This window comes from Pseudomonas oryzihabitans (genome assembly GCF_014522265.1).
Lineage (GTDB): Bacteria > Pseudomonadota > Gammaproteobacteria > Pseudomonadales > Pseudomonadaceae > Chryseomonas > Chryseomonas aestiva.
In genome coordinates this window covers 3,749,084-3,774,501 of the sequence record NZ_CP017024.1, presented here as the reverse complement: position 1 = coordinate 3,774,501, position 25,418 = coordinate 3,749,084, and the positions used below count along the sequence as shown (strand labels likewise).

Below are 25,418 nucleotides of genomic sequence, written 5' to 3'. Positions count from 1 at the left end.
CGAGCCCTGCCCATGAATGCCATTCTGCCCGACGTCTCCCTCAGCGAGACCGCCACCCTGCCCGCCGCTCTCGACTGGGTTGGCATGCAGGGTATCGACCTGCCGATCCGCCTCGGCAAGGACGAACTCGGCCGCCTGCTGCCCGCCAGCGCCGACGTCCAGGTCGACCTGCCCACGGCCACCGCCAAGGGCATCCATATGTCCAGGCTCTATCAACTGCTGGATCGCCTGAGCGGAGAAGCCCTCCTGACGCCCGAGCGCCTGCGTCTGCTGCTGAGCGACATCGTCGCCAGCCATCGCAGCTGCGACTCCCGCGCCGCCCGCCTGCGGCTGGACTTCGCCCTGCTGATTCGCCGTCCTGCGCTGATGACCACCGGGCTGAGCGGCTGGAAACGCTATCCCGTGCGTATGGAAGCGAGCTGGGTGGCCGGTGTTTTCCAGCTCAGTGTCCGCGTCGAGATCCTCTACGCCTCCACCTGCCCCTGCTCCGCCGCCCTGTCCCGGCAACTGATCGAACGAGCCTTTCTCGCCGAACACGGGGCCGCCACGCCGCTCGATCCAGCCACCGTCGCCCACTGGCTGAGGCGTCACGCCTCCCTGGCCACCCCGCATAGCCAGCGCAGCCTGGCCCGGGTACGGATCAGCCTGCCGGCAGATGCAGCCGACTTCGGCCTGCTGCCCCTGATCGACCAGTGCGAACAGGCCCTGGGCACGCCGGTGCAGACCGCCGTCAAGCGCGCCGACGAACAGGCCTTCGCCGCGCTCAATGGCAGCAACCTGATGTTCGTCGAGGACGCCGCCCGCCGCCTGCTGGTCGCCCTGCGTGACAGCCACCAGGACGTGAGCATCCAGGTGCGCCATCTGGAGAGTCTGCATCCGCACGATGCGTCCGCCTGGGCCTCCAGCTCGCCCACTTGACCAGAGCCTCTCTGCTGCCTTCCTTTCAAAACAGCCGCTTTACCGCTTTACTGCAAGGAAGCAGTCGCCATGGGCGACCACTCTCGTTATCTCGACCCAGGAGCGCTTCTCGATGAAATCACGCCTTACCGCAGCAACCATGACCGTTCTGCTGAGTGTCCTCGGCACAGGTGTCGCACTGGCCGAAAGCCCAGCGGAAAAGAGCGTCCGCCAGGACGGTCGTGACGTGAGCAAGGACGCCCGCCATGACCGCAAGGAGGTCGACAAGGGCGCGGCCCATGCCGCCGACGAAGCCGACCGCACCGATACCCACCTGGACAAGGAACGCCACCGCGAAGACAAGAAGGCGGACAAGGAATACAAGAAGACGCTGTAGCCCGCCCGGGTCGGGGCAGAGCCAAAGGATTGGCTTGTCCTCGAAGGCTGTTCGTTCCCTTGCAGCACCGACAGGTCGCCCGAATCCCGACCACTGAAAGACAGCGACCGCGCCCAATAGGCAATCCCCCTGGCCTAGATACTCAACGGCTGCGCGCACCAGGCGCATCCACTCGGCTGCATAGCCCAGAAACCAGCTCGCGGTCGCTCCAGCCATTCCGTGAATCAAGTCACATTATTTTGGCATGACGGGCCTGATGGCTTAGACTGCGCGCCTCTCGAAAAAGGAGTTTCGCATGAAGCCGTCTCAGCTCTTGTTCATCACCTTCGCTGCGCTGCAACTGGCCGGTTGCGCCATCGGCCAGAAAATCGACTACCGCCAGACCGCCCCGCAACTCAGCGTCAAGGCCGACAAGCCGGTCGCCGTCGCGGTACTCGACGAGCGCCCCTATGTAGTCGCCCGGAACAAGGACGCCACCTACGTCGGCAACATCCGTGGCCTCTACTACAACCCCTGGAGCGTTCGCACCTACAGTGGCAGCCCCCTTTCCGCGGATCTGCAGGACGCCGTGCAAAAGGCCCTGGCCCGCGCCGCCATCACCGCCCTGCCCAGCCAGACCAGCGACCGTGCCCCCCAGGGCCAGAAGCTGCTGGTGCTGAAACTGCGCGAGTGGAAATCCGACGCCTACATGCGCGTCCGCTTCGACTATGACGTCATCACCCAGGTCCTCGACGACCAGGGCAAGGTCCTTGCCAGCGACGAGATCAAAGGCAGCGGCCCGACCAGCAACGTCATCCTCTCTGGGACCCAGGTCCTGACCAATGCCATCGACGCACCGGCCATCGCTGGCGCCCTGGCCAAGGGCAACACGCCCTGACTGGACGCTGCACTTTGCTTTGGAAAAGGCCCGCCTCGCGCGGGCTTTTTAATGTCAACAGGTGCTGGAGCAGGATCCACAGCAGACCGCAGGGCATAGCTATCGATAATGAACGCCGAGAAGCGTGAAGTATTTCAGCTAAGCTGCAGGGATTCAGTGGCGAAGGCACGTCGGAGCAGGAAGACCGGGGTACAGGGTCGCCAGACAGGATCTCGAGCGAGATCGGTATCCACGGCCCGAGCCCTACCTGCAGCCCATCAGCCCCTGTCGGGCACAAAGCTCGAAAATGACCGCCAGCTTCCGGCACTTCAGAATCGTGGAGACCCCGTGAAATACATGACGTTAGTGGGAATGACCGTAGTGCTCCTGGGCTGCAGTCATTACTCCAACAGAAGCACCCTGTGCGAACCGAACCCCCTGGCCGGCGTCGAGTGCCAGCAGCCCAAGGCGCTGAACCAGATCATCGGTGAGAAGTATCGCGAGTGGCGGAAATATCAGTGAAGACCTTGGTAGCTTCAAGGGATAGACGTAGGTCTCGGCCGTCATACCGAATCCAGAAACGTCCCTAGTTGGTAGCCCAGGGGGAAGTGAAGCGGCCGTGCCGAGCGTGATCTGGCAGCGTGCCAGCCGGACCGGAGGTTGCCGACTGCGACCTCTAACTGACTGGTGACTCCTTCCCATGGTGGTGAGTGCAACGGCCACCTTCCAATGCCTGATGAACGCCCGCACTTCTGCCGTTTCCGGTTGTCAGACGTCCTCACTTGAAGTGGACCCGTACTAGGCAATCAACATGAATGCGCCTGTGAAAGAACAGAAGGTGATCAATGCGATTGCCATAGGAACCTGCGTCTCAGCAATTGTCTTGCTGTTGAGCTTCGCTGAAGCCACAATCGCAGCCAATAGCTGGGCTCCGCAGCCCGGCACCGAAACTGAAAAGGATATTTCAGTTGCGCTATCAGCTAACAAGGACAGTGACGCTCTTCGAGTCCAGGCCCCACTGCCGGATAAATAACGTCCCGCTGAAATCTGCACTCATTCGTCCAAGGTCGTTAGCTGGCGATCAGGGCTTGCTGGCGCTCACCCTGGGCGCCATGTGTATCGGGCTGGCAACCATCTTTGTGGTGGCCATGGCGGCCTGCTGATGATCACGCACGATTAGTACCGGTAGCCTCAGCGGGCGACTGATCGGTCGTCGACGTTTCGCACGTCCTGACCCCGACCGTCCTGCCTGCTGATCTCAAAAAGGCAGCTCCCCTCGCCCCTACTCAGCTCAGCTCTCGCTCCCAGGTAGCTACAGGGTTAACCGCAATGGTCAGCTTCATCGGGATCGAGTGCCATGGAAGGTCAGGCACCGGAGCTGTCTCGAAAGGGTTTCGGAACTCTTCCTTTTTTACCTACCCAGCGGGCCTTGAAATCCGACCCTGCAGACAGCAAAAAGCGCCATAAGAACGGGGCTTCGAAGGTGGCGGAAGCGCAGAGATTCGAACTCTGGGACCCTTGCGAGTCGGCGGTTTTCAAGACCGCTGCCTTAAACCACTCGGCCACACTTCCGTAAGAGGGGCGCATAGTACCTGATGGCAACACACTGTCAAACAGTCGCAAGCGATCCTTAAGCAACATTTGCTATCTTCGGGGTCGTACGGTACATCACACCGTTAATCTAGCTTTGGAGTACACCATGAACGAGCGTCAATACGCCTATAACCCTGCCATCGCGCAACCGCGGGACGTCAGCCGTGTATTGCGCAACACCTATGCCCTGCTGGCCATGACCCTGGCGTTCAGCGGACTGGTCGCCTTCGTCTCGCAGCAGATGCGGCTGCCCTACCCCAACATCTTTGTCGTCCTGATCGGCTTCTATGGCCTGTTCTTCCTGACCGTGAAGACCCGCGACAGCGGCTGGGGTCTGGTGAGCACCTTCGCCCTGACCGGCTTCATGGGCTACACCCTTGGCCCGATCCTGAACATGTACCTGGGCTTGCCCAACGGGGGCAGCGTGATCGCCTCCGCCGCCGGCATGACCGCCCTGGCCTTCTTCGGTCTGTCGGCCTACGCCCTGATCAGTCGCAAGGACATGAGCTTCCTCAGCGGCTTCCTGATGGCGGGCTTCTGGATCCTGCTGGGCGCCGTGGTGCTGTCCTTCTTCGTCCAGATCAGCGGTCTGCAACTGGCCATCAGCGCGGGCTTCGTACTGTTCGCCGCCGCGGCCATCCTGCTGCAGACCAGTGCCATCGTGCACGGTGGTGAAGACAACTACATCATGGCTACCATTACCCTGTACGTCTCGATCTACAATATGTTCATCAGCTTGCTGCAGATCTTCGGATTTGCCAGCAGCAACGATTGATCATCAGCGGTAGCCCGAGAGGCCCGCTTCGGCGGGCCTTTTTACATCCATGAAATTTGCCATCGTTGTCCTTTCTCCACCCCAGGCGCCCTCGGCGCGGCGGGCCCTGCGCTTCTGCGAGGCGCTGCTGGCCGAGGGTCACGAGCTGTCGCGCCTGTTTCTCTATCGCGACGGCGTCCATAACGCCTCCCATGCCCTGGTCAGCGGCCAGGACGAATCCGATCTGCCCGCGCGCTGGCGCGAGCTGATCGAACGCCACCAGATCGATGCGGTGGTCTGCATCGCCGCCGCTCTCAAGCGTGGGCTGCTGGACGAGAACGAGGCACGACGCTACGAACGTGAGGGCGCGGTGAACGTGCGTGCCCCCTGGCAGCTGTCCGGTCTGGGCCAACTGCATGAAGCGGTGCAGGACGCAGATCGCCTGCTCTGCTTTGGAGGCGACTAGCATGGCTAAGAGCACCCTCGTCATCTCCCGCCAGCCGGCACTGAGCGGCCCCGGTCCGCGCGAGGCCCTGGATATCGTACTGGCCGGCGGTGCCTTCGAACTGCCCCTGGCGCTGCTGTTCGCCGGTCCTGGCGTGACCCAGTTGCTGGCGGCCGACAGCGCTGCCCTGGAGCAAAAGGACCTGAGTGCCAATCTCTCCGCGCTGCCGCTGTTCGGTGTCGAGGCCATCTACGCCGAAGCCACCGCCCTGCAGCGCCTGGGCATCACGCCCGCGCAGTTGCCCGCCTGGGTGACGCCCCTGGAGCCCGACGCCCTGGCAGCGCTGATTCATGAATACGACCAGGTGATTTCCATTTGACTACCCTTCACCTGTTTTCCCGCTCGCTGCTGCTGGACGCCGGCGCACTGGACGGCCTGAGCTGGGTCGGTAGCGAGGACACCGTTCTGCTCACCGGCGCTGCGGTCGAGGCCCTGCGCCCTGGCAGCGTTGCGGCCGAGCGGCTGGCCCGACTTCCGGCCGAGGCAGCCCTCTATGCCCTGGCGGAGGATGTCCAGGCCCGTCGCCTGCACCCCGAACGAGCCGTGACCCTGATCGACTACCCCACTTTCGTCGACCTGAGCGTGAGCTGCGCCAAGGTCATCAGCTGGACCTGAGCATGCCTCCTCTCGACCTCGACCCCGAAGGCTATCTGCGCGACCTCTCGCAATGGAGTCCGGAAGTGGCCCAGCAACTGGCACTCAAGGAGGGCATCGAGTTGACCGAGCGCCACTGGCAGGTGCTGCAGGCGCTGCGTGACTTCTACGCCCACTTCCAGCTTTCGCCGGCCAATCGGCCGCTGATCAAGTACATTGCCCAGACGCTGGGTCCGGAACTGGGCACCAGTCTGCAGCTCAACCTGCTGTTCAAGGGCGCGCCGGCCAAGCTCGGCGCCAAACTGGCCGGCCTGCCGAAACCGGATAACTGTCTATGACCTTCACCACGCCCGAAGAACATCCCTTCGCCGTCTATGTCCGGGCCTTGGGCAAGGGCAAGCGCGGCGCCCGCAGCCTGACCGAGGCCGAGGCGGAAATGGCCATGGGCCTGATCCTCGACGACCGGGTGACCGATGCCCAGCTCGGTGCCTTTCTCATGCTGCTCAGGCACAAGGAAGAGAGTGCCGAGGAGCTGGCGGGCTTCACCCGCGCCGTCCGCGCGCGGCTGCAGCCGCCAGGCTTCACGGTCGACCTCGACTGGCCCTCCTACGCCGGCAAGAAGCGTCATCTGCCCTGGTACCTGCTGGCGGTGAAATGCCTGGCCGGTAGCGGCGTGCGGGTGGTCATGCATGGCGGCGGTACCCACACCGCGGGCCGACTCTATACCGAACAGTGCCTGGCCGACCTGGGGATGCCGACCGCCACTGACTGGCAGGACGTCGGCACCCTGCTCGATCGCGATCAGCCGGCCTTCCTGCCGCTGGCCGCCTGGATGCCGGCCCTGCAGCGGATGATCGATCTCAAGGCCGAGCTCGGCCTGCGCTCGCCGATCCATTCCCTGGTACGGCTGCTCAACCCCAGCCAGGCGCGCTGCATCCTGCAGAGCATCTTCCACCCGGGTTACCAGGAGGTGCATCGCGAGGCCAGTCGCCTGCTGGCTGACGACAGCATCGTCATCAAGGGCGAAGGCGGTGAAGTCGAGCGCAATCCCGATGTCATCGCCCATCTCTATGGCACCCGTGCTGGCGAAGCCTGGGACGAAAGCTGGCCGGCGCTGACCGAGCGTCGCCAGGTCAAGCCGGAGCGCCTCGATCCGGCCCTGTTGGCCGCCACCTGGCGAGGTGAAGCGGAAGATCCCTATGGGCGCCTGGCGGTCATCGCCACCCTGGCCGTGGCCTTGCGCGCCCTGGGTCAGGAGCAGGCGAGTGCCCAGCGTGAAGCCGAGCGGCGCTGGGAGGCGCGCGACCGCACGCTCTGACGTCGCCTCAGGAACCCGGAGCGGCTCCCGGGTTCCTAACCGCAACGCAGCGGAGGATGACGATATGGGCTTGTTGGTCGATGGACAGTGGCAGGACCAGTGGTATGACAATGGCAAGGATGGCCATTTCAAACGGGAAGAAGCGCAGCGTCGCGACTGGATCGCCCGCCCTGAGCAAGCCATTCCGCAAGGCGCCGCACGCCATGCCCCGGAAGCCGGTCGCTACCACCTCTATGTGTCCCTGGCCTGCCCCTGGGCGCACCGCACCCTGATCTATCGCCAGCTCAAGGGCCTCAGAGATCTGATCGGCGTCTCGGTGGTCAGCTGGCTGATGCGTGAGGAAGGCTGGACCTTCGACCTGGCCAGGGGCGCCAGTGGTGACGATCTCTATCACCTCGACCGCCTCTACCAGCTCTATCAGCGCGACCAGGCCGACTACACCGGGCGGGTTACCGTCCCGGTGCTCTGGGATCGCCAGCAAGAGCGCATCGTCAGCAACGAATCCGCCGAGATCATCCGCATGTTCAATGGCGCCTTCGATGACCTGACCGGCAATCGCCTGGATCTGTACCCACAGGCCCTGCGCGGTCGCATCGATGCCCTCAACGACCGTATCTATCCGACGGTCAACAATGGTGTCTACCGGGCCGGTTTCGCCACCACCCAGGAGGCCTACGAAGAGGCCTTCGACGAGGTCTTCGCCACCCTGGACGACCTGGAAAAGCTGCTGCAGACCCAGCGCTATCTCACCGGCGAATGGCTGACCGAAGCCGATTGGCGCCTGTTCACCACCCTGATCCGCTTCGACGCCGTCTATCACGGCCACTTCAAGTGCAACCTGCGGCGCATTCGGGATTATCCGGCGCTACAGGGATGGCTGCGAGAGTTGTATCAGTGGCCGGGTATCGCCGAGACCGTGAACTTCCAGCACATCAAGCACCACTACTACGGCAGTCATGCGCAGATCAACCCGACCGCTATCGTGCCCAAGGGGCCGGCCCTGGAGCTGGACCTTCCCCATGGCCGCGAGGCCCTGAGCAGTGCCGGCATCCAGGGCGCAGCCTGAGATCAGACCGCCGCCTGGTCGCCTTCGAACCAGGCCAGCTTCTCGCGTAGCGCGACCACCTCGCCGACGATCACCAGGGTCGGCGCGTGGACCTCGTGCTCGGCCACCAGTTGCGGCAGATCCTGCAGGGTACCGGTGAACACCCGCTGATTGAGCGTGGTGCCCTGTTGCACCAGCGCCGCCGGCGTCGCCGGATCCTTGCCATGGGCAGTGAGTTGCGCGCAGATGGTCGGCAGCCCCACCAGGCCCATGTAGAACACCAGGGTCTGCCCCGGCGCCACGAGATCGGTCCAGGGCAAATCGGCCGAGCCGTCCTTGAGATGGCCGGTAACGAAGCGCACCGACTGGGCATGGTCTCTGTGGGTCAGGGGAATGCCGGCATAGGCGGCACAACCACTGGCCGCGGTGATGCCCGGCACCACCTGGAAGGGAATGCCTTCGGCTGCCAGTTCTTCGATTTCTTCGCCACCGCGGCCGAAGATGAAGGGATCACCTCCCTTCAGCCGTAGCACCCGCTTGCCCTCCCGGGCCAGCTTGACCAGCAGGCGATTGAGATCGTCCTGGGGCACCGCATGTTCGGCGCGCCGCTTGCCGACATAGATGCGATCGGCATCGCGCCGGCACATGTCGAGGATGGTCGGCGCCACCAGGCGATCGTAGAGCACCACGTCAGCCTGCTGCATCAGCCGCAGGGCGCGGAAGGTCAGCAGGTCCGGATCACCGGGACCGGCGCCGACCAGATAGACCTCGCCGCGAAAACTGGCCGTTTCGCTGCTCAGCTTGGCTTCCAGCAGTTGCTCGGCAGCCTGGGGCTGGCCGGAAAAGACCTTTTCCGCGACCTCGCCCTGGAACACCTCTTCCCAGAAGATCCGCCGCGCCTGCAGATCGGCGAAGCGGGTCTTCACCCGGGCGCGAAAGCGCTGGGCCAGTTGTGCCAGCTGGCCATAGGTCGCTGGAATCCAGCTCTCCAGCTTGGCGCGCACCAGGCGCGCCAGCACCGGGGCGTCACCGCCGCTGGAAATGGCGATCACCAGGGGCGAGCGATCGACGATGGCCGGGAAGATCACGGTGCACAGCTTGGGCGCATCCACCACGTTGACCGGCAGGCCCAGGGCCTGGGCGTCGTGGGACACGGTCTCGTTGACCTCGTCATCGTCGGTGGCCGCAATCACCAGGCAATGCCCGGCGAGATGGCCAGCCGCATAGCGCTCGACCCGGCAACTGCCGCCCCGCGCCTCGACGAAGGCACGTACCTCCGGCTCGATTTCCGGCGCCACCAGGGTGATGCGTGCGCCGGCTTCGGCCAGCAGCACGCTCTTGCGCAAGGCGATATCGCCCCCGCCGATCACCAGTACCGGACGACCATCGAGCTTGTGGAAGAGCGGCAGGTAATCCATCAGCCGATGACCTCGAGGCCACCCATGTAGGGCTTGAGCACCTCGGGGACGCGGATGCTGCCGTCGGCCTGCTGATAGTTCTCCAGCACGGCGACCAGCGTACGACCCACGGCCAGGCCGGAGCCGTTGAGGGTGTGCACCAACTCGGGCTTGCCCTCGGCGTTGCGGTAGCGGGCCTGCATGCGGCGCGCCTGGAAGTCACCGCAGTTGGAGCAGGACGAGATCTCGCGATACTTGCCTTGGCTCGGCACCCAGACTTCCAGGTCGTAGGTCTTGGTGGCGCCGAAACCCATGTCGCCGGTGCACAGTGACAGCACCCGGTAGGGCAGTTCCAGCCGCTGCAGCACGGTCTCGGCGTGGCCGGTCAGCTCTTCCAGGGCCTGGAAGGAGGTGCTCGGCTCGACGATATGGACCATCTCCACCTTATCGAACTGGTGCTGACGGATCATGCCGCGGGTGTCGCGACCCGAGGCCCCGGCTTCGCTGCGGAAGCACGGGGTATGGGCGGTGAACTTCAGCGGCAAGCGCTTGGCATCGAGGATCTGGCCGGCGACCAGATTGGTCAGGGTCACCTCGGCGGTGGGGATCAGGTAGAGATCACTCTCGCCTTCGCGGCCGATCTTGAACAGGTCTTCCTCGAACTTGGGCAGCTGACCGGTGCCCTGCAGGGTCTCGGCCTGCACCAGATAGGGGGTATAGGTCTCTTCGTAGCCATGCTCACCGGTGTGCAGGTTGAGCATGAACTGCGCCAGGGCTCGGTGCAGGCGGGCAATGGGGCCGCGCATCACGGCGAAGCGGGCGCCGGAGAACCGTGCAGCGGTCTCGAAATCCAGCCAGCCGTGGGTCTCGCCCAGGGCAACGTGGTCCTTGATCTCGAAATCGAAGTCGCGCGGGGCGCCCCAGCGACGGACCTCGACATTGTCGTCTTCGTCCTTGCCGACCGGCACCGAGGCATCGGGCAGGTTGGGCAGGCCCAGCAGCAGGGCATCCAGTTCGCCCTGGACCAGATCCAGCTCGCGCTTGGCTTCTTCCAATTCACTGCCCATGCGATCGACCTCGGCCAGCAGCGGCGCGATGTCCTCACCACGTGCCTTGGCCTGGCCGATCCCCTTGGAGCGGGCATTGCGCTCGGCCTGCAGGGTCTCGGTACGGGTCTGCACGGCCTTGCGACGGGCTTCCAGCGACTCCACCAGGCTGACGTCGAGAACGTAGCCACGGGTCGCCAGACGTGCGGCCACCTCCTCGGTTTGGGTGCGAACCAGTTTCGAATCAAGCATGTCCGTGTCTCTTGCTTAGGAATGGGGGCAGCCGCGCGGGCGGGGCGTCAGGAACGCGGTCGGCGCTGGCGCGGGCTGGACCGGTCAAGGTCCGCCAGATGCTGCAGTTTATCGCGGATCTTCAGCTCCAGCCCACGGGGAACCGGCTCATAGTAGCGGCGCGGCTCGAGTTCTTCGGGAAAGTAGTCCTCACCCGCGGCATAGGCTTCGGGCTCATCGTGGGCATAGCGGTATTCGTCGCCATAGCCGAGGTTCTTCATCAGCTTGGTCGGCGCATTGCGCAGGTGCAGTGGCACCTCGCGCGAGCCGTTCTGGCGCACGTCGGCCAGGGCGGCCTTGTAGCCCATATAGACGGCGTTACTCTTGGGCGCGCAGGCCAGATAGACGATCGCCTGGGCGATGGCCAGCTCGCCTTCCGGACTGCCCAGGCGCTCCTGGACATCCCAGGCGTCCAGGCACAGGCTCAGGGCGCGCGGATCGGCGTTGCCGATGTCTTCGCTGGCCATCCGCACCACGCGCCGGGCGATGTACAGCGCATCGCAGCCGCCGTCGATCATCCGGGCGAACCAGTAGAGGGCGCCATCGGGATTGGAGCCGCGCACCGACTTGTGCAACGCGGAGATCTGGTCGTAGAAGGCTTCGCCGCCCTTGTCGAAGCGGCGGCGCTGATCGCCCAGCAGACTCTGGAACAGTTCGGCGTCCAGGACGCCACCGTCCTCGGCCAGGTCCGCGGCATTCTCCAGCAGATTGAGCAGCCGCCGGCCATCGCCGTCGGCGGCGGCCAGCAGCAGCGCCAGGGCGTCGTCCGGCAGACTCAGCCGTCGCTCACCCAGCCCCTTGGCACTGGTCAGAGCCCGGCGTGCCAGGCCGCCGAGGTCCTCGTCGTCCAGACTCTTGAGCACATAGACCCGCGCCCGCGAGAGCAGCGCGTTGTTGAGCTCGAAGGAGGGATTCTCGGTGGTCGCCCCGATGAAGATCAGGGTGCCGTCTTCGACATAGGGCAGGAAGGCATCCTGCTGCGACTTGTTGAAGCGATGCACCTCGTCGACGAAGAGGATGGTGCGGCGGCGATACTGCGCGGCCTGCTGCTTGGCCACCTCCACCGCATGGCGGATCTCCTTGACCCCGGAAAGCACCGCCGAGAGCGTTTCGAAATGGGCATCGGAAACCTGGGCCAGCAGCCGCGCCAGGGTGGTCTTGCCCACCCCTGGCGGCCCCCAAAAGATCATCGAATGCAGCGCGCCCTGCTCCAGCGCCTCGCGCAGGGGTTTGCCCCGCGCCAGCAGGTGTTGCTGACCCGCGTATTCATCGAGGCTCGCGGGACGCATGCGGGCAGCCAAGGGCTGCCCGACGGGTGCGCTGCTGAAGAGATCCATGGGGTGCGATCACTCCTGGATGACGTCGGCTCCCTTGGGCACCTGGAAGGTGAACTGGGACGCGGCCACCGGCTCGTTGAGCTTGACGTTGAAGAAAAGGATGTTGGTTCTCTGACCGGCACCGTCGATCAACTGCATGTCGTTGATCACGCCGTTGCGGAACGACAGCCGCAGGCTGTCGAACAGGGTGTCCTTGGTCTTGGGCTTGAGCACGAAGTCGACGACGTTGCCGGCATCCTTGCTGGTGACGTCGAAGCTGCTTTCGATCTTGGAAATGTCACCCGACAAGAGCAACGCCGGCGTCTGGGTCAGGCGCAGGTCCAGCTTGCGGATGGTGACCTGTTCCAGGTCCGGATCGTACAGCCAGACCTGCTTGCCGTCGGACACCAGCAGCTGCTCCTGGGGCGCATCGGAATGCCAGCGGAACAACCCGGGACGCTTGAGGCTCATGTTGCCGGCGGTTTCCTGCAGGCGAGTACCCGAACCATCCAGGGTCAGCTGCGAAAAGCGCGCGGTCAGGGTCTGGGCCTTGTCCAGCAGTTGCGACAGGCGACCCACCGACGCCTGGTCGGCATGGGCGGAAAAGCTTACGGCCAGGGCGGCCAGGGCGAAGCAACGCAGCTTGTGCATCGAGGTCCTCATGGATGTCAGTCTCTCACCGGGGCAGGCGCTGTGACCTCGCGCGAGCCGTTGGTGTTCATGGGCGATACGACACCGGCCATTTCCATGGTTTCGATCATCCGTGCCGCCCGGTTGTAACCGATCTTGAGCTTGCGCTGGACCGCGGAGATCGAGGCCCGACGACTCTCGGTGACGAAGCGCACGGCCTCGTCATAGAGCGGATCGTCCTCGTCGCTGTCGCCACCCTCGCCGCTGCCGCCGTCGAAGCCCGCACCACCGCCCTCGTCCGGACCGCTGAGGATGTCTTCGATGTAGTCGGGGGCGCCGCGCTCCTTCCAGGCCTCGACGACGCGATGGACCTCGTCGTCGGACACGAAGGCGCCATGGACGCGGATCGGCAGGCCGGTACCCGGCGGCAGATAGAGCATGTCACCGTGCCCGAGCAACTGTTCGGCGCCGCCCTGGTCGAGAATGGTCCGGGAGTCGATCTTGCTCGACACCTGGAAGGCCATCCGCGTCGGGATGTTGGCCTTGATCAGACCGGTGATGACGTCCACCGAGGGCCGCTGGGTGGCCAGGATCAGGTGGATGCCGGCCGCCCGCGCCTTCTGCGCGATCCGCGCGATCAGCTCTTCGACCTTCTTGCCGACGATCATCATCATGTCGGCGAATTCGTCCACCACCACCACGATGGTCGGCAGCGTCTTCAGCAGCGGTGCCTCGTCGTCCATGCTCTCGCGACGATAGAGCGGATCGGTCAGCGGCGTACCCGCGTCCTCGGCGTCCTTCACCTTGCGGTTGAAGCCGGCCAGGTTACGTACGCCCATGGCCGCCATCAGCTTGTAGCGCCGCTCCATCTCCGCCACGCTCCAGCGCAGGGCGTTGGCGGCCTCCTTCATGTCGGTGACCACCGGACACAGCAGGTGTGGAATGCCCTCGTAGATCGAGAGCTCCAGCATCTTGGGATCGATCATGATCAGGCGAGCGTCTTCCGGGCTCGACTTGAACAGGATCGACAGGAGCATGGCGTTCACGCCCACCGACTTACCGGAACCCGTGGTACCGGCCACCAGCAGGTGCGGCATCTTCGCCAGGTCGGTGATAACCGGCTTGCCACCGATGTCATGACCCAGGGCCAGGGTGACGGGCGACTTGGCCGCCGCGTACTCGGGCGATTCGAGGACCTCGGAGAAGCGCACCATCTGGCGATCCTCGTTGGGGATCTCGATACCCACGGTGGTCTTGCCGGGAATGACTTCCACCACCCGGACACTGAACACGGCGAGCGAACGCGCCAGGTCCTTGGCCAGGTTGGAAATGCGGCTGACCTTGACGCCGGCCGCCGGCTGAATCTCGAAGCGGGTGATCACCGGACCGGGATGCACGCTCTCCACGATGACCTCGACACCAAACTCCTTGAGCTTGACCTCGAGCAGGCGCGACATGTTCTCGAGGAATTCCGGCGAATAGCTCTGCTGTTTCTTCTCCGCGCGATCCAGGATCGACAGCGGCGGCAGGGTACCTTCCAGATCCGCGTCGACCCGGACCACGACAGCCGCGGGCGAATAGGACGCCGCAGCCGGTACAGGCGCCGCCTTGCGCGGCGGCGGCGTGGGCATGGCGACACTGGCCGGCGCTGGGACAGGCGCGGCAGCCACAGGCGCGGACTCGGGTGCTTCGGCGACAAAGCGACTGGGCGCGGGCATCTCGATGCGCGGCGCAGCACGCTCCACCCGTGGCGGCGGCGCGACATCGAGCAGATCGTCGAGGTCTTCATCGGCGACGGGAATCGGTACCTCGCGGGCCTTGCTCTTGCGCGCAACCGGCGGCGACACCGGCTCGTCGAAGACGTCAAGTTCCGGAGCCTGACGGCGACCGCCGGCCAGGCGGCTGAAGCCACCCTGCACCAGGTCCAGCAAGTCGAGTACGACCTTGCCGGTGAAATCCATCACCTTGAACCAGGACAGATCGGTGAAGACTGTCAATCCCAGCAGGAAGAGCGCGAGGAACAGCAGCGTGCTGCCCTGGACATTGAGGGCGGCGACCGACAGCTGCCCCAGGCTCTCGCCCAGCGCGCCGCCAGCGGACGCCGGCAGCGCCGAGACCGCATGGAAATGGATATAGGCCAGTACCGAACCCGAGATCACCAGCAGGACCAGACCGGTCAGCCGCCAGGAAAACAGCCAGCCGCTCCACTCCCAGGGCAGGTGCCGTTTGCGGAAGATCTGCCAGGTCTTGACGGCGAGCAGGACGGGGAACACGAAGGCAAAGTAGCCGAGTGCCATGAACAGCACGTCGGCCAGCCAGGCGCCGGCGCGGCCTGCGGTGTTATGGACCTGATCGATGCGGCTGGTGTGGGTCCAGCCCGGATCGGAGGGGTCGTAGCTCAGCAGAGCCATGAGCAGATACAGGCACAAGGCGGCCAGTGCGATGAGCACCACCTCCTTGAGACGATAATGCAGATGCTCACGCCATTGGTTGACGTGGCTGACAGAACTGGATTGCTTCAAGCGCGCTTTTCCCGCACACGGAACGTGTGACCGTGAATCAAAAACAGTGCGCCATTCTAGATCGCCCGGGCCCTGCTTCTACAGTCCCGCGGCGAAACATGGCACGATAGCGGACGGCCGTACCGGAACCGCCTTCAGGCACAACATTGGAGCATTCTTTCGTTGTCCTGACAAAGAGTTATGACGATTTCTTGAGCTTGTTACGCACAAGCCGCACCCCTTCGGCTCCACCCATCAGAAGGCGCCCTCCCCTACCATGGTGAAATGGCTGACCCGCGCAAGCCCTGACTTCCCGCCCCTGCAGCAGGCGCTGCGCGAACCCAACGGCCTCCTGGCCATCGGTGGCGACCTGAGCGCGGCACGCCTGATCGGCGCCTATCGTCACGGCTGCTTTCCCTGGTACCAGGCCGGTCAGCCCTTGCTCTGGTGGTCGCCGGATCCCCGCACGGTACTGTTCCCGCCGGACCTGCACGTCTCCCGCAGCCTGGCGAAGACGCTGCGCAAGACGCCGCTGCGCGTCACCTATGATCAGGCCTTCGCCAGGGTAATCCAGGCCTGCGCCGGTCCGCGACGCGATGCCGACGGCACCTGGATCACCGTGGAGATGCGCCAGGCCTACCAGGAGCTGCACGCCCAGGGTTGGGCTCATTCCGTGGAAGTCTGGGACGGCGACCAGCTTGTCGGCGGTCTCTACGGCATCGCCATGGGCAAGCTGTTCTTTGGCGAGTCCATGTTCAGCCACGCTGACAACGCTTCCAAGATCGGCTTCGTGACCCTGGTACGGGACCTGGCCGCCTGGGGCTTCGTGATGATCGACTGCCAGATGCAAACCGCGCACCTGGAGAGTCTCGGCGCGAGCAGTCTCTCTCGGGAACGCTTTGCTGAATACCTGGCCAAATACCTGGATCAGGCCAGCATGGCCGCCTGGCCTACCTTCCACGGGTGACTTACACTCAAGCCAGGCTTATGTAGAGATTCGACATGACCGAGCTGGCGAGACTCAAGTTTTACGCAACCCAGCCTCACGCTTGCAGTTACCTGTCCAACGAGCAGGCGACCACGCTGTTTCTCGACCCCTCGCAGCCCATGAACGGTCAGATCTACGCCGAGTTGTCCGAACTGGGCTTCCGCCGCAGCGGCGATCACCTCTACCGCCCCCACTGCCAGCTCTGCAAAGCCTGCGTTCCCGCCCGCATCCCCGTCGCTCGCTTTCGCCCCAGCCGCAAGCAGACGCGCGTACTCAAGCGCAATCTTGACATCAGGGTCACGCGCTGCGACCCGGGTTTTACCGAAGAGCGCTATCAGCTCTACGCCCGCTATATCAGCGAACGCCACGCCGACGGCGACATGTTCCCGCCGAGCCGCGGCCAGTTCTCCACCTTCCTGGTCAGCCACCTGCCCTACGCCTTCTTCTACGAGATGCGGGTGGAAGACCGCCTGATCGGCATCGCGGTGACCGATGTGCTGCCCAACGGCATGTCGGCGGTCTACACCTTCTACGACCCTAGCGAAGAGAAGCGCAGCCTGGGTGTATTCGGCATCCTCTGGCAGGTCGCCGAAACCCGCCGCCTCGGTCTCGATGCGGTTTATCTCGGCTACTGGATCAAAGGGTGTCGCAAGATGTCCTATAAGACCGAGTATCGCCCCATTGAGCTCTTCGTCAATCAGCGCTGGGTTGCCCTGGCCTGACGAAATAGCGCTTTTTCTGAATTTCTGTCAGAATATGGGCCTTTTTCGCCCGGACTGCTCTGGGCCTATCTTGTCACCGAGGGCTTTTCTATATATGTCGAAAGAAGACAGCTTCGAAATGGAAGGTACTGTCGTCGACACCCTTCCCAACACCATGTTTCGCGTGGAGTTGGAAAATGGGCACGTCGTCACCGCGCACATCTCCGGAAAGATGCGTAAGAACTACATCCGCATCCTGACCGGCGACAAGGTTCGCGTGGAGCTGACGCCTTACGATCTGAGCAAGGGCCGGATCACTTACCGCGCGCGTTAAGCGAATCCTTTCATGAAAAAGCCCGGCTATGCCGGGCTTTTTCATGAGCGATGGTAAATCGCGACCTGCCCTCAGGCAGGTTCGGCGGTGGTCTCGAACTCGAATTCCAGCTCGTCGTTCACCGCGTCGATGTGGACGATACCGCCGTGGTCGGCCAGCTCCCCGAACAGGATCTGCTCGGCCAGCGGCCGCTTGATCTTGTCCTGGATGAGGCGCGCCATGGGACGAGCACCCATCTGCACATCGTAGCCACGCTCCGCCAGCCAGCTGCGGGCGGCATCTGTGACTTCGAGCTGGACACGCTTGTCCTCGAGCTGCGCCTGGAGTTCGGTGAGGAACTTGTCGACGATGCTCTTGATGACTTCCGTGCTCAGGCGGCCGAACTGGATGATGGTATCCAGACGGTTGCGGAACTCGGGCGTGAAGCTCTTCTTGATGACTTCCATGGCATCCGTGGTGTGATCCTGCAGCGTGAAACCGATGGAGGCACGGGAAGCGGTCTCGGCACCGGCGTTGGTGGTCAGGATCAGGATCACGTTGCGGAAGTCGGCCTTGCGACCATTGTTATCCGTCAGGGTGCCGTGGTCCATGACCTGCAGCAGCAGGTTGAAGACCTCGGGGTGGGCCTTCTCGATCTCATCAAGCAGCAGCACGCAGTGCGGCGTCTTGGTGATGGCTTCGGTCAGCAGACCACCCTGGTCGAAACCGACATAGCCGGGAGGCGCACCGATCAAGCGCGACACGGTATGCCGCTCCATGTACTCGGACATGTCGAAGCGCACCAGCTCGACACCCATGGCCTTGGCCAGCTGCCGGGCAACCTCGGTCTTGCCCACGCCGGTAGGGCCGGCGAAGAGGAAGGAACCAACCGGCTTGTCCGGTGATTTCAGCCCGCACGGGACAGCTTGATGGCGGTGGACAGGGATTCGATGGCCAGGTCCTGACCAAAGACGGTCAGCTTGAGGTCGCGCTCCAGGTTGCGCAGCAGCTCCTTGTCGGAACTGTTGACGGTCTTCGGGGAATCCGCGCAATCTTGGCGACGATGTCCTCGACCTGCTGCACGTCGATCCGCTCGGCACGACGGTCTTCGGGCTGCAGGCGCTGGTAGGCACCGGCTTCGTCGATGACGTCGATGGCCTTGTCGGGCATGTGCCGGTCGTTGATGTAGCGCGCAGCGAGCTCGGCTGCTGCACGCAGCGCCTCGTCGGTGTACTCGATGTGGTGATGCTGCTCGAAGCGCCCCTTGAGGCCGCGCAGGATGCCGTAGGTATCATCTACCGAAGGCTCGACGACATCGACCTTCTGGAAGCGCCGAGCCAGTGCCCGATCCTTTTCGAAGATGCCGCGGAATTCCTGGAAGGTGGTGGAGCCGATGCAGCGAATCTCACCGGAGGACAGCAGCGGCTTGAGCAGGTTGGAGGCATCCATCACCCCACCCGAGGCCGCGCCGGCACCGATGATGGTATGGATCTCGTCGATGAAGAGCACGGCATGGGGCCGCTTCTTCAGCTCCGCCAGCAGAGCCTTGAATCTCTTTTCGAAATCGCCGCGATATTTGGTCCCGGCCAGTAGCGCGCCGAGATCGAGCGAATAAACCACGCTGTCGGCCAGCAGATCAGGGACCTGACCGTCGACGATGCGCTTGGCCAGACCTTCGGCGATGGCGGTCTTGCCGACGCCAGCCTCGCCCACCAGCAGCGGGTTGTTCTTGCGGCGCCGGGCAAGGATCTGGGCTACGCGCTCGACTTCCGACTCACGCCCCACCAGCGGATCGATACGGCCCTGGCGAGCCTGCTCATTGAGGTTGCTGGCATAGGCTTCCAGCGGATTGTTGGAGGAGCTGGGTTCGGCACCCTCCTCCTCGGCAGCGTCCTGATCCTGCTCGGCTTCGGGTGCTGCCCCTGGCACCTTGGAGATGCCATGTGCGATGAAATTGACCACGTCGATCCGCGCCACGCTCTGCTGCTTGAGCAGGAACACCGCCTGGCTTTCCTGCTCGCTGAAGATGGCGACCAGGACGTTGGCCCCGGTCACTTCGCGCTTACCCGAGCTCTGCACGTGGAAGACCGCACGCTGAAGGACACGCTGAAAACCCAGCGTCGGCTGGGTTTCGCGCTCGTCGTCCTGCTGTGGGATCAGGGGTGTGGTGGAATCTATGAATTCCAACAGATCGCGTCGCAGACGATCGATGTTGGCGCCGCAGGCTCTCAACACGGTGGCCGCCGCTTCATTATCCAGCAGCGCCAGCAGGAGGTGCTCAACGGTCATGAATTCATGACGCTTCGTCCTCGCCTCCTTGAAGGCGAGATTCAGGGTGACTTCGAGCTCACGATTCAACATAGCTTCACCTCATAGCCCAAGCAGCACAGTAGCCCAAGCAGCACAGATCTAACTTTCGATTTCGATTTCACACAGCAGCGGGTGGTTGCACTCCCTGGCATATTGATTGACTTGCATGGCCTTGGTTTCAGCGACATCGCGAGTAAATGTTCCGCAGACTGCCTTTCCCTGAGTATGCACAGTAAGCATCACCTGGGTAGCCGCTTCGCGGTTCATGCTGAAGTAGCGCTCCAGCACCTCGACGACGAACTCCATCGGGGTGTAGTCATCGTTATACATCAGAACTCGATATCTGGCTGGCCGTTTTAGTGCAGGTTTTGCCTCCTGCACCGCCAGGCCGCCGTTGTCGCCGTCCTGATGTTCGTTGTCGTCCGCCGCCAGTCGGATGGGGTCGATTACACGCATTCTGATCGATTCCGAATTACGGGATGAATAGCAGGAAAAAAAGAGCTTGATCCACGTCTCAGCCGCCTAGTGCCTTGCCTTGACTAAGGCTGAAAGGGTGTTACAAACATCCTGTACCGACGAGGTACCAAGGGTTCCGTTGTAGTGGCGTCTGTGTGGATTCACTGGAACTGTAGTCGAATGATACTCCAGGCTTGGAGTCCTTTGCAGAGGGAGCCGGTATGCTCAGTGGCAAGGTCAAATGGTTCAATAACGCCAAAGGATATGGCTTCATCGTTGCAGATAACAGTGATGAAGACCTATTCGCTCATTACTCGGCCATCCAGATGGACGGTTACCGCACGCTGAAGGCGGGCCAGGCGGTCAACTTCAATATCGTGCAGGGCCCCAAGGGCCTGCACGCGGTCGAGATTCGCGCGGCCGAAGTGAGCGCACCCGCCGCAGCGCCGGCCACCAATACCCTCGATGTGCGGGATACGGTCAGTACGGAAGCCTGATCTCACGCCCCTTCGGGGGCGCCATCTCCCCCTTCGCGCCGCTGACCTTCGCTGTGCCCCAGGTCGCGCTCCGGAAACAGCAGGTTCCTGACCCGATTCTTCAGCGCTCTGGCATCGGGAAAGCCGCCATCCCTCTTCCGCTCCCAGAGCACCTCTCCGCCACAGGCGACCTCGAACACGCCACCGGTTCCCGGTAGCAACGTCACTCCACCCAGATCGGTACCGAAGGTGCTGAGCAGCTCCTGGGCCAACCAGCCCGAGCGCAGCAGCCATTGGCACTGGGTGCAGTAGTGGATGGTGATGATAGGTCTGGCGTCCGCCACGGTACACCTCACAAGGCCTGGGCTCCCTATAATACGCAGCCCCCGATTCCATCCGCCATGTGGTCCGTCCTATGCGCCTGTTGCTGCTGGTAGCCTGCCTTCTCCTGTCCACCCTGGCCTGGAGTGCTCCGCCGCCGAAGGTCGGCCTAGTGCTGTCTGGCGGTGCCGCCCGGGGACTGGCGCATATCGGCGTGCTGAAGGCGCTGGAGGAACAGGGCATCCAGGTCGACGCCATTGCCGGCACCAGCATGGGTGCGGTAATCGGCGGCCTCTATGCCGCCGGCTACAGCGTTGAGGAACTGGAACGCATCGCGCTGGACATGGACTGGGGCCAGGTACTGTCCGACCAGCCGCCACGCAAGGACGTGCCCTTCCGGCGCAAGCAGGATGACCGGGACTTCCTGGTCAAGCAGAAGCTCAGCTTTCGTGACGACGGCACCCTGGGCCTGCCCATCGGGGTGATCCAGGGCCAGAACCTGGGGATGATGCTGGAAAAGCTGTTCGTGCATACCAGCGATACCCGGGACTTCAACCAATTGGCCATTCCCTTCCGCGCCGTGGCCACGGACATCACCACCGGCGAGAAGGTGGTCTTCGATCATGGTCATCTGCCCCGAGCGATCCGCGCCAGCATGTCGATTCCGGCGGTATTCGCGCCGGTGGAAATCGACGGTCGGCTGCTGGTGGATGGCGGCATGGTCGACAACATCCCCATCGACGTGGCGCGGGACATGGGCGCGCAGCGGGTAGTGGTGGTCGACATCGGCACTCCCCTGCTCAAGCGCCGGGACCTGACCACGGTGCTGGACGTGCTCAATCAGTCCACCACCCTGATGACGCGCAACAATTCCCAGGCGCAGCTGGCGACTCTGGGCAAGCAGGACCTGCTGATCCAGCCGCCATTGGCCAGCTACACCAGCGCCGACTTCACCGAGGTCAGGGCGCTGATCGATGCCGGCTATCGGGCGACCATGGCCATGGCGAGCGAACTGGCGGTGTTGCGCAAGGACGCGAAAAGCGAGCGTTCCACGGCCGTGGCAGCGGCTCGCGCGCCCAGCAGCCGCACTCCGGTCATCGACGCCATCCGCATCGAGAACGACTCCAAGGTCGAAGACGAGGTCATTCGTCACTACATCCGCCAGCGCCTGGGCGAACCCCTCAATGTCGAGCGGCTGCAGGACGACATGAGCACCCTCTACGGGCTGGATTATTTCGACCAGGTGGAATACCGCATCCGCCGGGACGGCCCTGGCGACAACGTGCTGGTGATCTATGCCCGCGGCAAGCGCAGCGGTACGGACTTCCTGCGGCTGGGCCTGAATCTGTCTGACGACCTGCGGGGCGACAGCGCTTTCAACTTCGGCGCCAGCTATCGCATCAATGGGCTCAACCGCCTGGGCGGCGAATGGCTGACCCGAATGCAGATCGGTGATCACCAGGAGCTCTACAGCGAGTTCTACCAACCCCTGGATGTGGGCTCACGCTACTTCATCGCACCCTACGTCGGCGGCGAGGCCCGCAACATCGAGCAACTGGAGCGGAACGACCCCATCGCCGAATACCGCCGCGAGCGCTATGGCTTCGGCCTCAACGTGGGTCGGCAGATCGGCAACAAGGCCGAGGTGCGCCTGGGTATCGGCCATGACTGGGGCAGTACCAAGGTGCATGTCGGACCGCGCGACACGCCGGAGGAATCCTTCACCGAAGGCTTCTACGAGTTGCGCTATTCGTTGGACGATCTGGACGACGTGAACTTCCCGCGGGAGGGCCAGGACCTGGCATTGACGCTCAAGCAGTTCGATCCGAGTCTGGGCTCGGATTCGCGTTACCGGCAGCTGGACCTGCACCTGAACAAGGCGCTCAGCTATGGCTACAACACCTTCGTGCTGGGGGGCGGCCTGGGGCGCACCCTGTCGACGGACAGCGACACCAACGTGGTAACCAGCAGCTTCCTGCTGGGAGGTGCCTGGCAGCTCTCGGGCTATCGGCAGGATGCCCTGTCCGGCCAGAACTACGGCCTGGCGCGGCTGATCTACTACCACCAGCTTACGCAGCGCTCGCTGTTCCCGCTGGACACCCCGGTCTATCTGGGCGGCAGCCTGGAACAGGGACGCATCTGGAATCGGGATGACGACTACGACAGCGGCAACATCAGCGCGGCCAGCCTGTTCCTCGGACTGGACACGCCGCTGGGACCACTCAGGTTCACCTATGGCCTGAGCGACCAGGGCGAACATGCCTTCTACATCAACCTGGGCAATAGCTTCTGATCAGGCGATGCGCGAGAGCAGGATCTCGGCCCGCTCGCGCTGGCTGTCGCTGCCTTCGCTGACGATTTCCTGCAGCAGCGAGGTGGCGTGCTGGACGTCGCCCTGATCGAGACAGGCCTCGGCCTCGGCAAACCGCCGGGCAATGGCATCGGCCATGAAGTGCTCGTCGAGACTCAGGTCCAGCTCCATGACCGCCGGCAACTCGCCCAGGCCTTCAGGGAAGTCGTCTTCCAGGGAGACTTCCAGGGCATCGACCTGCTTCCACCCGGAATCGGCGTCCAGCTCTTCGGTCAGGGCGATGGCCTCATCGAGACTCAGATCCGCCAGATCCAGATCGTAGTGCTCTTCGGTCACCGGCGCAGGTACCGCCGGCTCGGCAAACTGCAATTCCGCCGACCATCCACTGGCCGGCGCATCGAAGGCCGGCAGGTCGAGATCCAGATCGTCCTCCAGCAGGGGCTCCACCGGATCGGCGGACATCCCGGGAAACTGGGCGTGCAGCACCGCCAGACTCGCCGCCACGCCTCCCAGCGCCAGAAAACGCTGTTCGTGCTCCCTGAATGCCGGAGCCTCGCCCAGGGTGGCCAGCACCCGGAGCAGCAGCAGCCGCAGATCCTGCCGCCGATCATCTTCGGCCAGGCCGCTTTCCAGCACTTCCCGCGCCTGGCCGTAGCGGCCATAGGCGATGTAGATCTCCGCACGACCGGCATGATCGTCGACCGGCGCCGGGGTGGCGGCGACGGCTGCAGGCTTGGCCCTGGACTTGGCAACCACCGGCTGGGTAGCGGCCAGCACCGGCTCGGGCAATGGCTCGACCATTTCGACATTTTCGACGTCATCCGCGTCGTCGAAGACGACGCCTTCCGCCTTCCGCCGGCGCCACCAGAGCACACCGGCCAGGGCCAGCAGGGCCGCGCCACCCGCCAACAACAGCGAGCGCAGTGACAACAGACCTTCGTCGGTACTGCCCGCGGCAGGACTGGAGGCGGCGGGCGCCGCCTGAGCGGCAGGGCTTTCCGGTGACGGCGGCGCGGGGGCGGGCGTCGGCGTGGACAGGGCCACCGAACGCGCCTGCTTCAATTGCTGCTGCAGACCTTCACGGTCCTGCTGGAGCTGCTCGATCATCACCTCTTTCTGGGCCAGCAGTGCGTCGTAACGCTCCTGCAGCTGAGTCAGCTGACCTTCCAGATCGCCGACCTGACGCCCGAGATCCTGCGTCACCAGCAGGGGCTTGGTGGCTTCCGCAGAGCTTCCGGCCGGCTGCGGCGCCGCTACTGGCGGCGCCACTGATTCCGGTGCCGGTGCCGGCGCAGCGACAGGTGCTGCGGCAGGCGCTGGCGCAGCAGGTGCCGGTGCCGGTGCCAAGGCGGGTGCCGTGGCGACCGGTGCGGCGGGTACCGGGCTGGGCGCGGGCGGCGTGGTCCTGGCCGCTACCGACTGTCGCGGCGCAGGTTCGCTGACACCCACGGGCAGGCGCAGGCGCTGGCCAGCCTTGAGCCGTCCGGGATCATTGTTGGCGAAGGACGCCGGATTGAGGGCGAACAGATCGGCCATGAGCTGCTCGGCCGATCGATTGGCCATTGGCCCCAGGCGCTTGGCGATGCTCCAGAGGGTGTCCCTGGAACGCGTCTGGTAGAAGCCCTCCCCGGCGGCCAGGTCTGGCGAAGGCGTCAGCCCCTGGCGCGGTGCAGATACGGTTTGGCGGACCACCGGATCGGCGGCCGGGGCGGCGGCGCGAGCGGGTGCCGCCGGGACGCGCGCCGGGGCGGTACTGGCAACGCTGGTGGGTGCGCCACCACTGCGCGGCGGATCCACCAGCAGGGTGAACTCGCGCAGCTGCTTGCCGCCCGGCTGTTCCAGCTGAACGATGAAACCCAGATAGGGCTCGACCAGGGAGCGGCGCGAGGTCACCTCGACATAGCTGCCCGCCGCCGTGCGCAGGTGTGGGGTGAACTTCAGATCGTCGAGGAACTGGGTGCGATCCACGCCGGCCTGGGCGAAGGCCTCGTTCGCCGCCAGATGGATGCGGAAGTCCTCGGCACCGGCATCGCCAATGTTGACCAGCTCGATCCGCGCACGCAGAGGTTCGTTGAGCGAAGACTGCAGGGTGATGCCCCCAGGCCGAGCGCGAACGCCGCTTGAGGAAGAGGGGTCAGCGCGGCGGCCGACAGAAGAACAAAGGCAAGGGGACGGCGTTTCGCGACCATGGATACCGCTGCGTCAGGTATTCGAGGAAACCGGTGTTTTAGCGCGGTGGCTCACAAAAATCGCCTCCGCTACGCTGGAACGTAGCATCGATACCGACAGACGGCAAACCGATGGCCCCGCACGCAATAAAGCGGCCGGGGGGTGGCGTCTGGCGCCAGTAGCGATGCCAGACGCTCCGGCCAGATCCGACCCCGGGGCTGGGCGGAGGCACC

General features: G+C 64.1%; 25 protein-coding genes, 1 tRNA gene and 1 pseudogene. 17 read left to right on the top strand and 10 right to left on the bottom strand.

The window, feature by feature from the left end; translation table 11 throughout:
* Positions 1 to 12: 12 nt before the first annotated feature.
* The 5 genes from folE2 (at position 13) to BGI51_RS17515 (ending at position 3,183) form a co-directional block, all read left to right on the top strand.
* Positions 13 to 918, top strand: coding sequence for a GTP cyclohydrolase FolE2 (gene folE2, locus BGI51_RS17535; protein WP_187979156.1), 906 nt, complete (start codon positions 13 to 15; stop codon positions 916 to 918).
* A 139-nt stretch (positions 919 to 1,057) separates the two neighbouring features.
* Positions 1,058 to 1,294 (top strand): hypothetical protein, encoded by a 237-nt coding sequence (locus tag BGI51_RS17530; RefSeq protein ID WP_252977112.1) that lies wholly within the window; start codon positions 1,058 to 1,060, stop codon positions 1,292 to 1,294.
* A gap of 295 nt (positions 1,295 to 1,589) precedes the next feature.
* Positions 1,590 to 2,171, top strand: coding sequence for a hypothetical protein (locus tag BGI51_RS17525; RefSeq protein WP_187979155.1), 582 nt, complete (start codon positions 1,590 to 1,592; stop codon positions 2,169 to 2,171).
* A gap of 351 nt (positions 2,172 to 2,522) precedes the next feature.
* Positions 2,523 to 2,672 (top strand): hypothetical protein, encoded by a 150-nt coding sequence (locus BGI51_RS17520; protein WP_183630230.1) that lies wholly within the window; start codon positions 2,523 to 2,525, stop codon positions 2,670 to 2,672.
* A 289-nt stretch (positions 2,673 to 2,961) separates the two neighbouring features.
* A complete protein-coding gene (locus BGI51_RS17515; protein WP_187979154.1) occupies positions 2,962 to 3,183 on the top strand; it encodes a hypothetical protein in 222 nt (73 codons plus the stop codon).
* A 451-nt stretch (positions 3,184 to 3,634) separates the two neighbouring features.
* Here the strand turns inward: BGI51_RS17515 and BGI51_RS17510 are convergent.
* A tRNA-Ser gene (locus BGI51_RS17510) sits at positions 3,635 to 3,722 on the bottom strand.
* A gap of 127 nt (positions 3,723 to 3,849) precedes the next feature.
* Between BGI51_RS17510 and BGI51_RS17505 the strand changes: the two genes are divergently transcribed.
* The 7 genes from BGI51_RS17505 (at position 3,850) to BGI51_RS17475 (ending at position 7,980) form a co-directional block, all read left to right on the top strand.
* Positions 3,850 to 4,518, top strand: coding sequence for a Bax inhibitor-1/YccA family protein (locus BGI51_RS17505; protein WP_133859212.1), 669 nt, complete (start codon positions 3,850 to 3,852; stop codon positions 4,516 to 4,518).
* Between the two features lie 49 nt (positions 4,519 to 4,567).
* A complete protein-coding gene (gene tusD, locus BGI51_RS17500) occupies positions 4,568 to 4,963 on the top strand; it encodes a sulfurtransferase complex subunit TusD (RefSeq protein ID WP_187979153.1) in 396 nt (131 codons plus the stop codon).
* 1 nt (position 4,964) lies between these two features.
* On the top strand, positions 4,965 to 5,321 hold the full coding sequence (tusC, locus tag BGI51_RS17495) for a sulfurtransferase complex subunit TusC (RefSeq protein ID WP_187979152.1): 357 nt from the start codon (positions 4,965 to 4,967) through the stop codon (positions 5,319 to 5,321).
* Positions 5,318 to 5,617, top strand: coding sequence for a sulfurtransferase complex subunit TusB (tusB, locus tag BGI51_RS17490; RefSeq protein WP_187979151.1), 300 nt, complete (start codon positions 5,318 to 5,320; stop codon positions 5,615 to 5,617). Before tusC ends, tusB begins: the two co-directional genes overlap by 4 nt.
* 2 nt (positions 5,618 to 5,619) lie before the next feature.
* The gene (locus BGI51_RS17485) at positions 5,620 to 5,934 is read left to right on the top strand and encodes a TusE/DsrC/DsvC family sulfur relay protein (protein WP_133859216.1); all 315 of its coding nucleotides are present in this window, start codon (positions 5,620 to 5,622) and stop codon (positions 5,932 to 5,934) included.
* Positions 5,931 to 6,914 (top strand): glycosyl transferase family protein, encoded by a 984-nt coding sequence (locus BGI51_RS17480; RefSeq protein WP_187979150.1) that lies wholly within the window; start codon positions 5,931 to 5,933, stop codon positions 6,912 to 6,914. Before BGI51_RS17485 ends, BGI51_RS17480 begins: the two co-directional genes overlap by 4 nt.
* A gap of 64 nt (positions 6,915 to 6,978) precedes the next feature.
* On the top strand, positions 6,979 to 7,980 hold the full coding sequence (locus BGI51_RS17475; protein ID WP_187979149.1) for a glutathione S-transferase family protein: 1,002 nt from the start codon (positions 6,979 to 6,981) through the stop codon (positions 7,978 to 7,980).
* Between the two features lie 2 nt (positions 7,981 to 7,982).
* On the opposite strand, the gene cysG is transcribed toward BGI51_RS17475, so the two are convergent.
* The 5 genes from cysG to BGI51_RS17450 are packed head-to-tail and all read right to left on the bottom strand — an operon-like array spanning position 7,983 to position 15,161.
* Positions 7,983 to 9,377: a siroheme synthase CysG gene (cysG, locus tag BGI51_RS17470; protein ID WP_187979148.1), complete on the bottom strand. Its 1,395-nt coding sequence runs from the start codon at positions 9,375 to 9,377 to the stop codon at positions 7,983 to 7,985.
* Positions 9,377 to 10,654, bottom strand: coding sequence for a serine--tRNA ligase (gene serS, locus BGI51_RS17465; RefSeq protein WP_187979147.1), 1,278 nt, complete (start codon positions 10,652 to 10,654; stop codon positions 9,377 to 9,379). Before serS ends, cysG begins: the two co-directional genes overlap by 1 nt.
* Positions 10,655 to 10,701: 47 nt before the next feature.
* Positions 10,702 to 12,030: a replication-associated recombination protein A gene (locus tag BGI51_RS17460; RefSeq protein WP_187979146.1), complete on the bottom strand. Its 1,329-nt coding sequence runs from the start codon at positions 12,028 to 12,030 to the stop codon at positions 10,702 to 10,704.
* Positions 12,031 to 12,039: 9 nt separating this feature from the next.
* Entirely contained in the window at positions 12,040 to 12,660 is a 621-nt protein-coding gene (gene lolA / locus BGI51_RS17455; protein ID WP_187979145.1) for an outer membrane lipoprotein chaperone LolA, read from the bottom strand.
* Positions 12,661 to 12,677: 17 nt separating this feature from the next.
* Positions 12,678 to 15,161 carry a DNA translocase FtsK gene (locus BGI51_RS17450; protein ID WP_187979144.1) on the bottom strand — a complete coding sequence of 828 codons (2,484 nt, stop codon included), beginning with the start codon at positions 15,159 to 15,161 and terminating at the stop codon, positions 12,678 to 12,680.
* Positions 15,162 to 15,417: 256 nt separating this feature from the next.
* Between BGI51_RS17450 and aat the strand changes: the two genes are divergently transcribed.
* From aat to infA, 3 genes are all read left to right on the top strand, one after another.
* Positions 15,418 to 16,107, top strand: a complete 690-nt coding sequence (aat, locus tag BGI51_RS17445; protein ID WP_158895064.1) for a leucyl/phenylalanyl-tRNA--protein transferase — start codon at positions 15,418 to 15,420, stop codon at positions 16,105 to 16,107.
* Between the two features lie 35 nt (positions 16,108 to 16,142).
* The gene (locus tag BGI51_RS17440; protein WP_133859225.1) at positions 16,143 to 16,850 is read left to right on the top strand and encodes an arginyltransferase; all 708 of its coding nucleotides are present in this window, start codon (positions 16,143 to 16,145) and stop codon (positions 16,848 to 16,850) included.
* Positions 16,851 to 16,944: 94 nt separating this feature from the next.
* Positions 16,945 to 17,163 (top strand): translation initiation factor IF-1, encoded by a 219-nt coding sequence (gene infA, locus BGI51_RS17435; protein ID WP_002553999.1) that lies wholly within the window; start codon positions 16,945 to 16,947, stop codon positions 17,161 to 17,163.
* 71 nt (positions 17,164 to 17,234) lie between these two features.
* On the opposite strand, the pseudogene clpA reads toward infA, so the two are convergent.
* Together clpA and clpS are read right to left on the bottom strand one after the other, a co-directional pair.
* Positions 17,235 to 19,503: pseudogene (gene clpA / locus BGI51_RS17430) on the bottom strand (ATP-dependent Clp protease ATP-binding subunit ClpA).
* A 48-nt stretch (positions 19,504 to 19,551) separates the two neighbouring features.
* On the bottom strand, positions 19,552 to 19,908 hold the full coding sequence (gene clpS / locus BGI51_RS17425) for an ATP-dependent Clp protease adapter ClpS (RefSeq protein ID WP_007162298.1): 357 nt from the start codon (positions 19,906 to 19,908) through the stop codon (positions 19,552 to 19,554).
* Positions 19,909 to 20,129: 221 nt separating this feature from the next.
* Here clpS and cspD point away from each other — a divergent pair, with 221 nt between their 5' ends.
* Positions 20,130 to 20,405 carry a cold shock domain-containing protein CspD gene (gene cspD, locus BGI51_RS17420; RefSeq protein ID WP_133859227.1) on the top strand — a complete coding sequence of 92 codons (276 nt, stop codon included), beginning with the start codon at positions 20,130 to 20,132 and terminating at the stop codon, positions 20,403 to 20,405.
* A 2-nt stretch (positions 20,406 to 20,407) separates the two neighbouring features.
* On the opposite strand, the gene BGI51_RS17415 is transcribed toward cspD, so the two are convergent.
* Positions 20,408 to 20,728, bottom strand: a complete 321-nt coding sequence (locus BGI51_RS17415; RefSeq protein WP_133859228.1) for a SelT/SelW/SelH family protein — start codon at positions 20,726 to 20,728, stop codon at positions 20,408 to 20,410.
* 71 nt (positions 20,729 to 20,799) lie between these two features.
* On the opposite strand from BGI51_RS17415, the gene BGI51_RS17410 reads away from it, so the two are divergent.
* Positions 20,800 to 22,998: a patatin-like phospholipase family protein gene (locus BGI51_RS17410; protein ID WP_187979143.1), complete on the top strand. Its 2,199-nt coding sequence runs from the start codon at positions 20,800 to 20,802 to the stop codon at positions 22,996 to 22,998.
* Here the strand turns inward: BGI51_RS17410 and BGI51_RS23795 are convergent, their stop codons facing one another.
* Positions 22,999 to 24,984, bottom strand: coding sequence for a FimV/HubP family polar landmark protein (locus tag BGI51_RS23795; protein WP_187979142.1), 1,986 nt, complete (start codon positions 24,982 to 24,984; stop codon positions 22,999 to 23,001).
* Positions 24,985 to 25,418 lie beyond the last annotated feature (434 nt).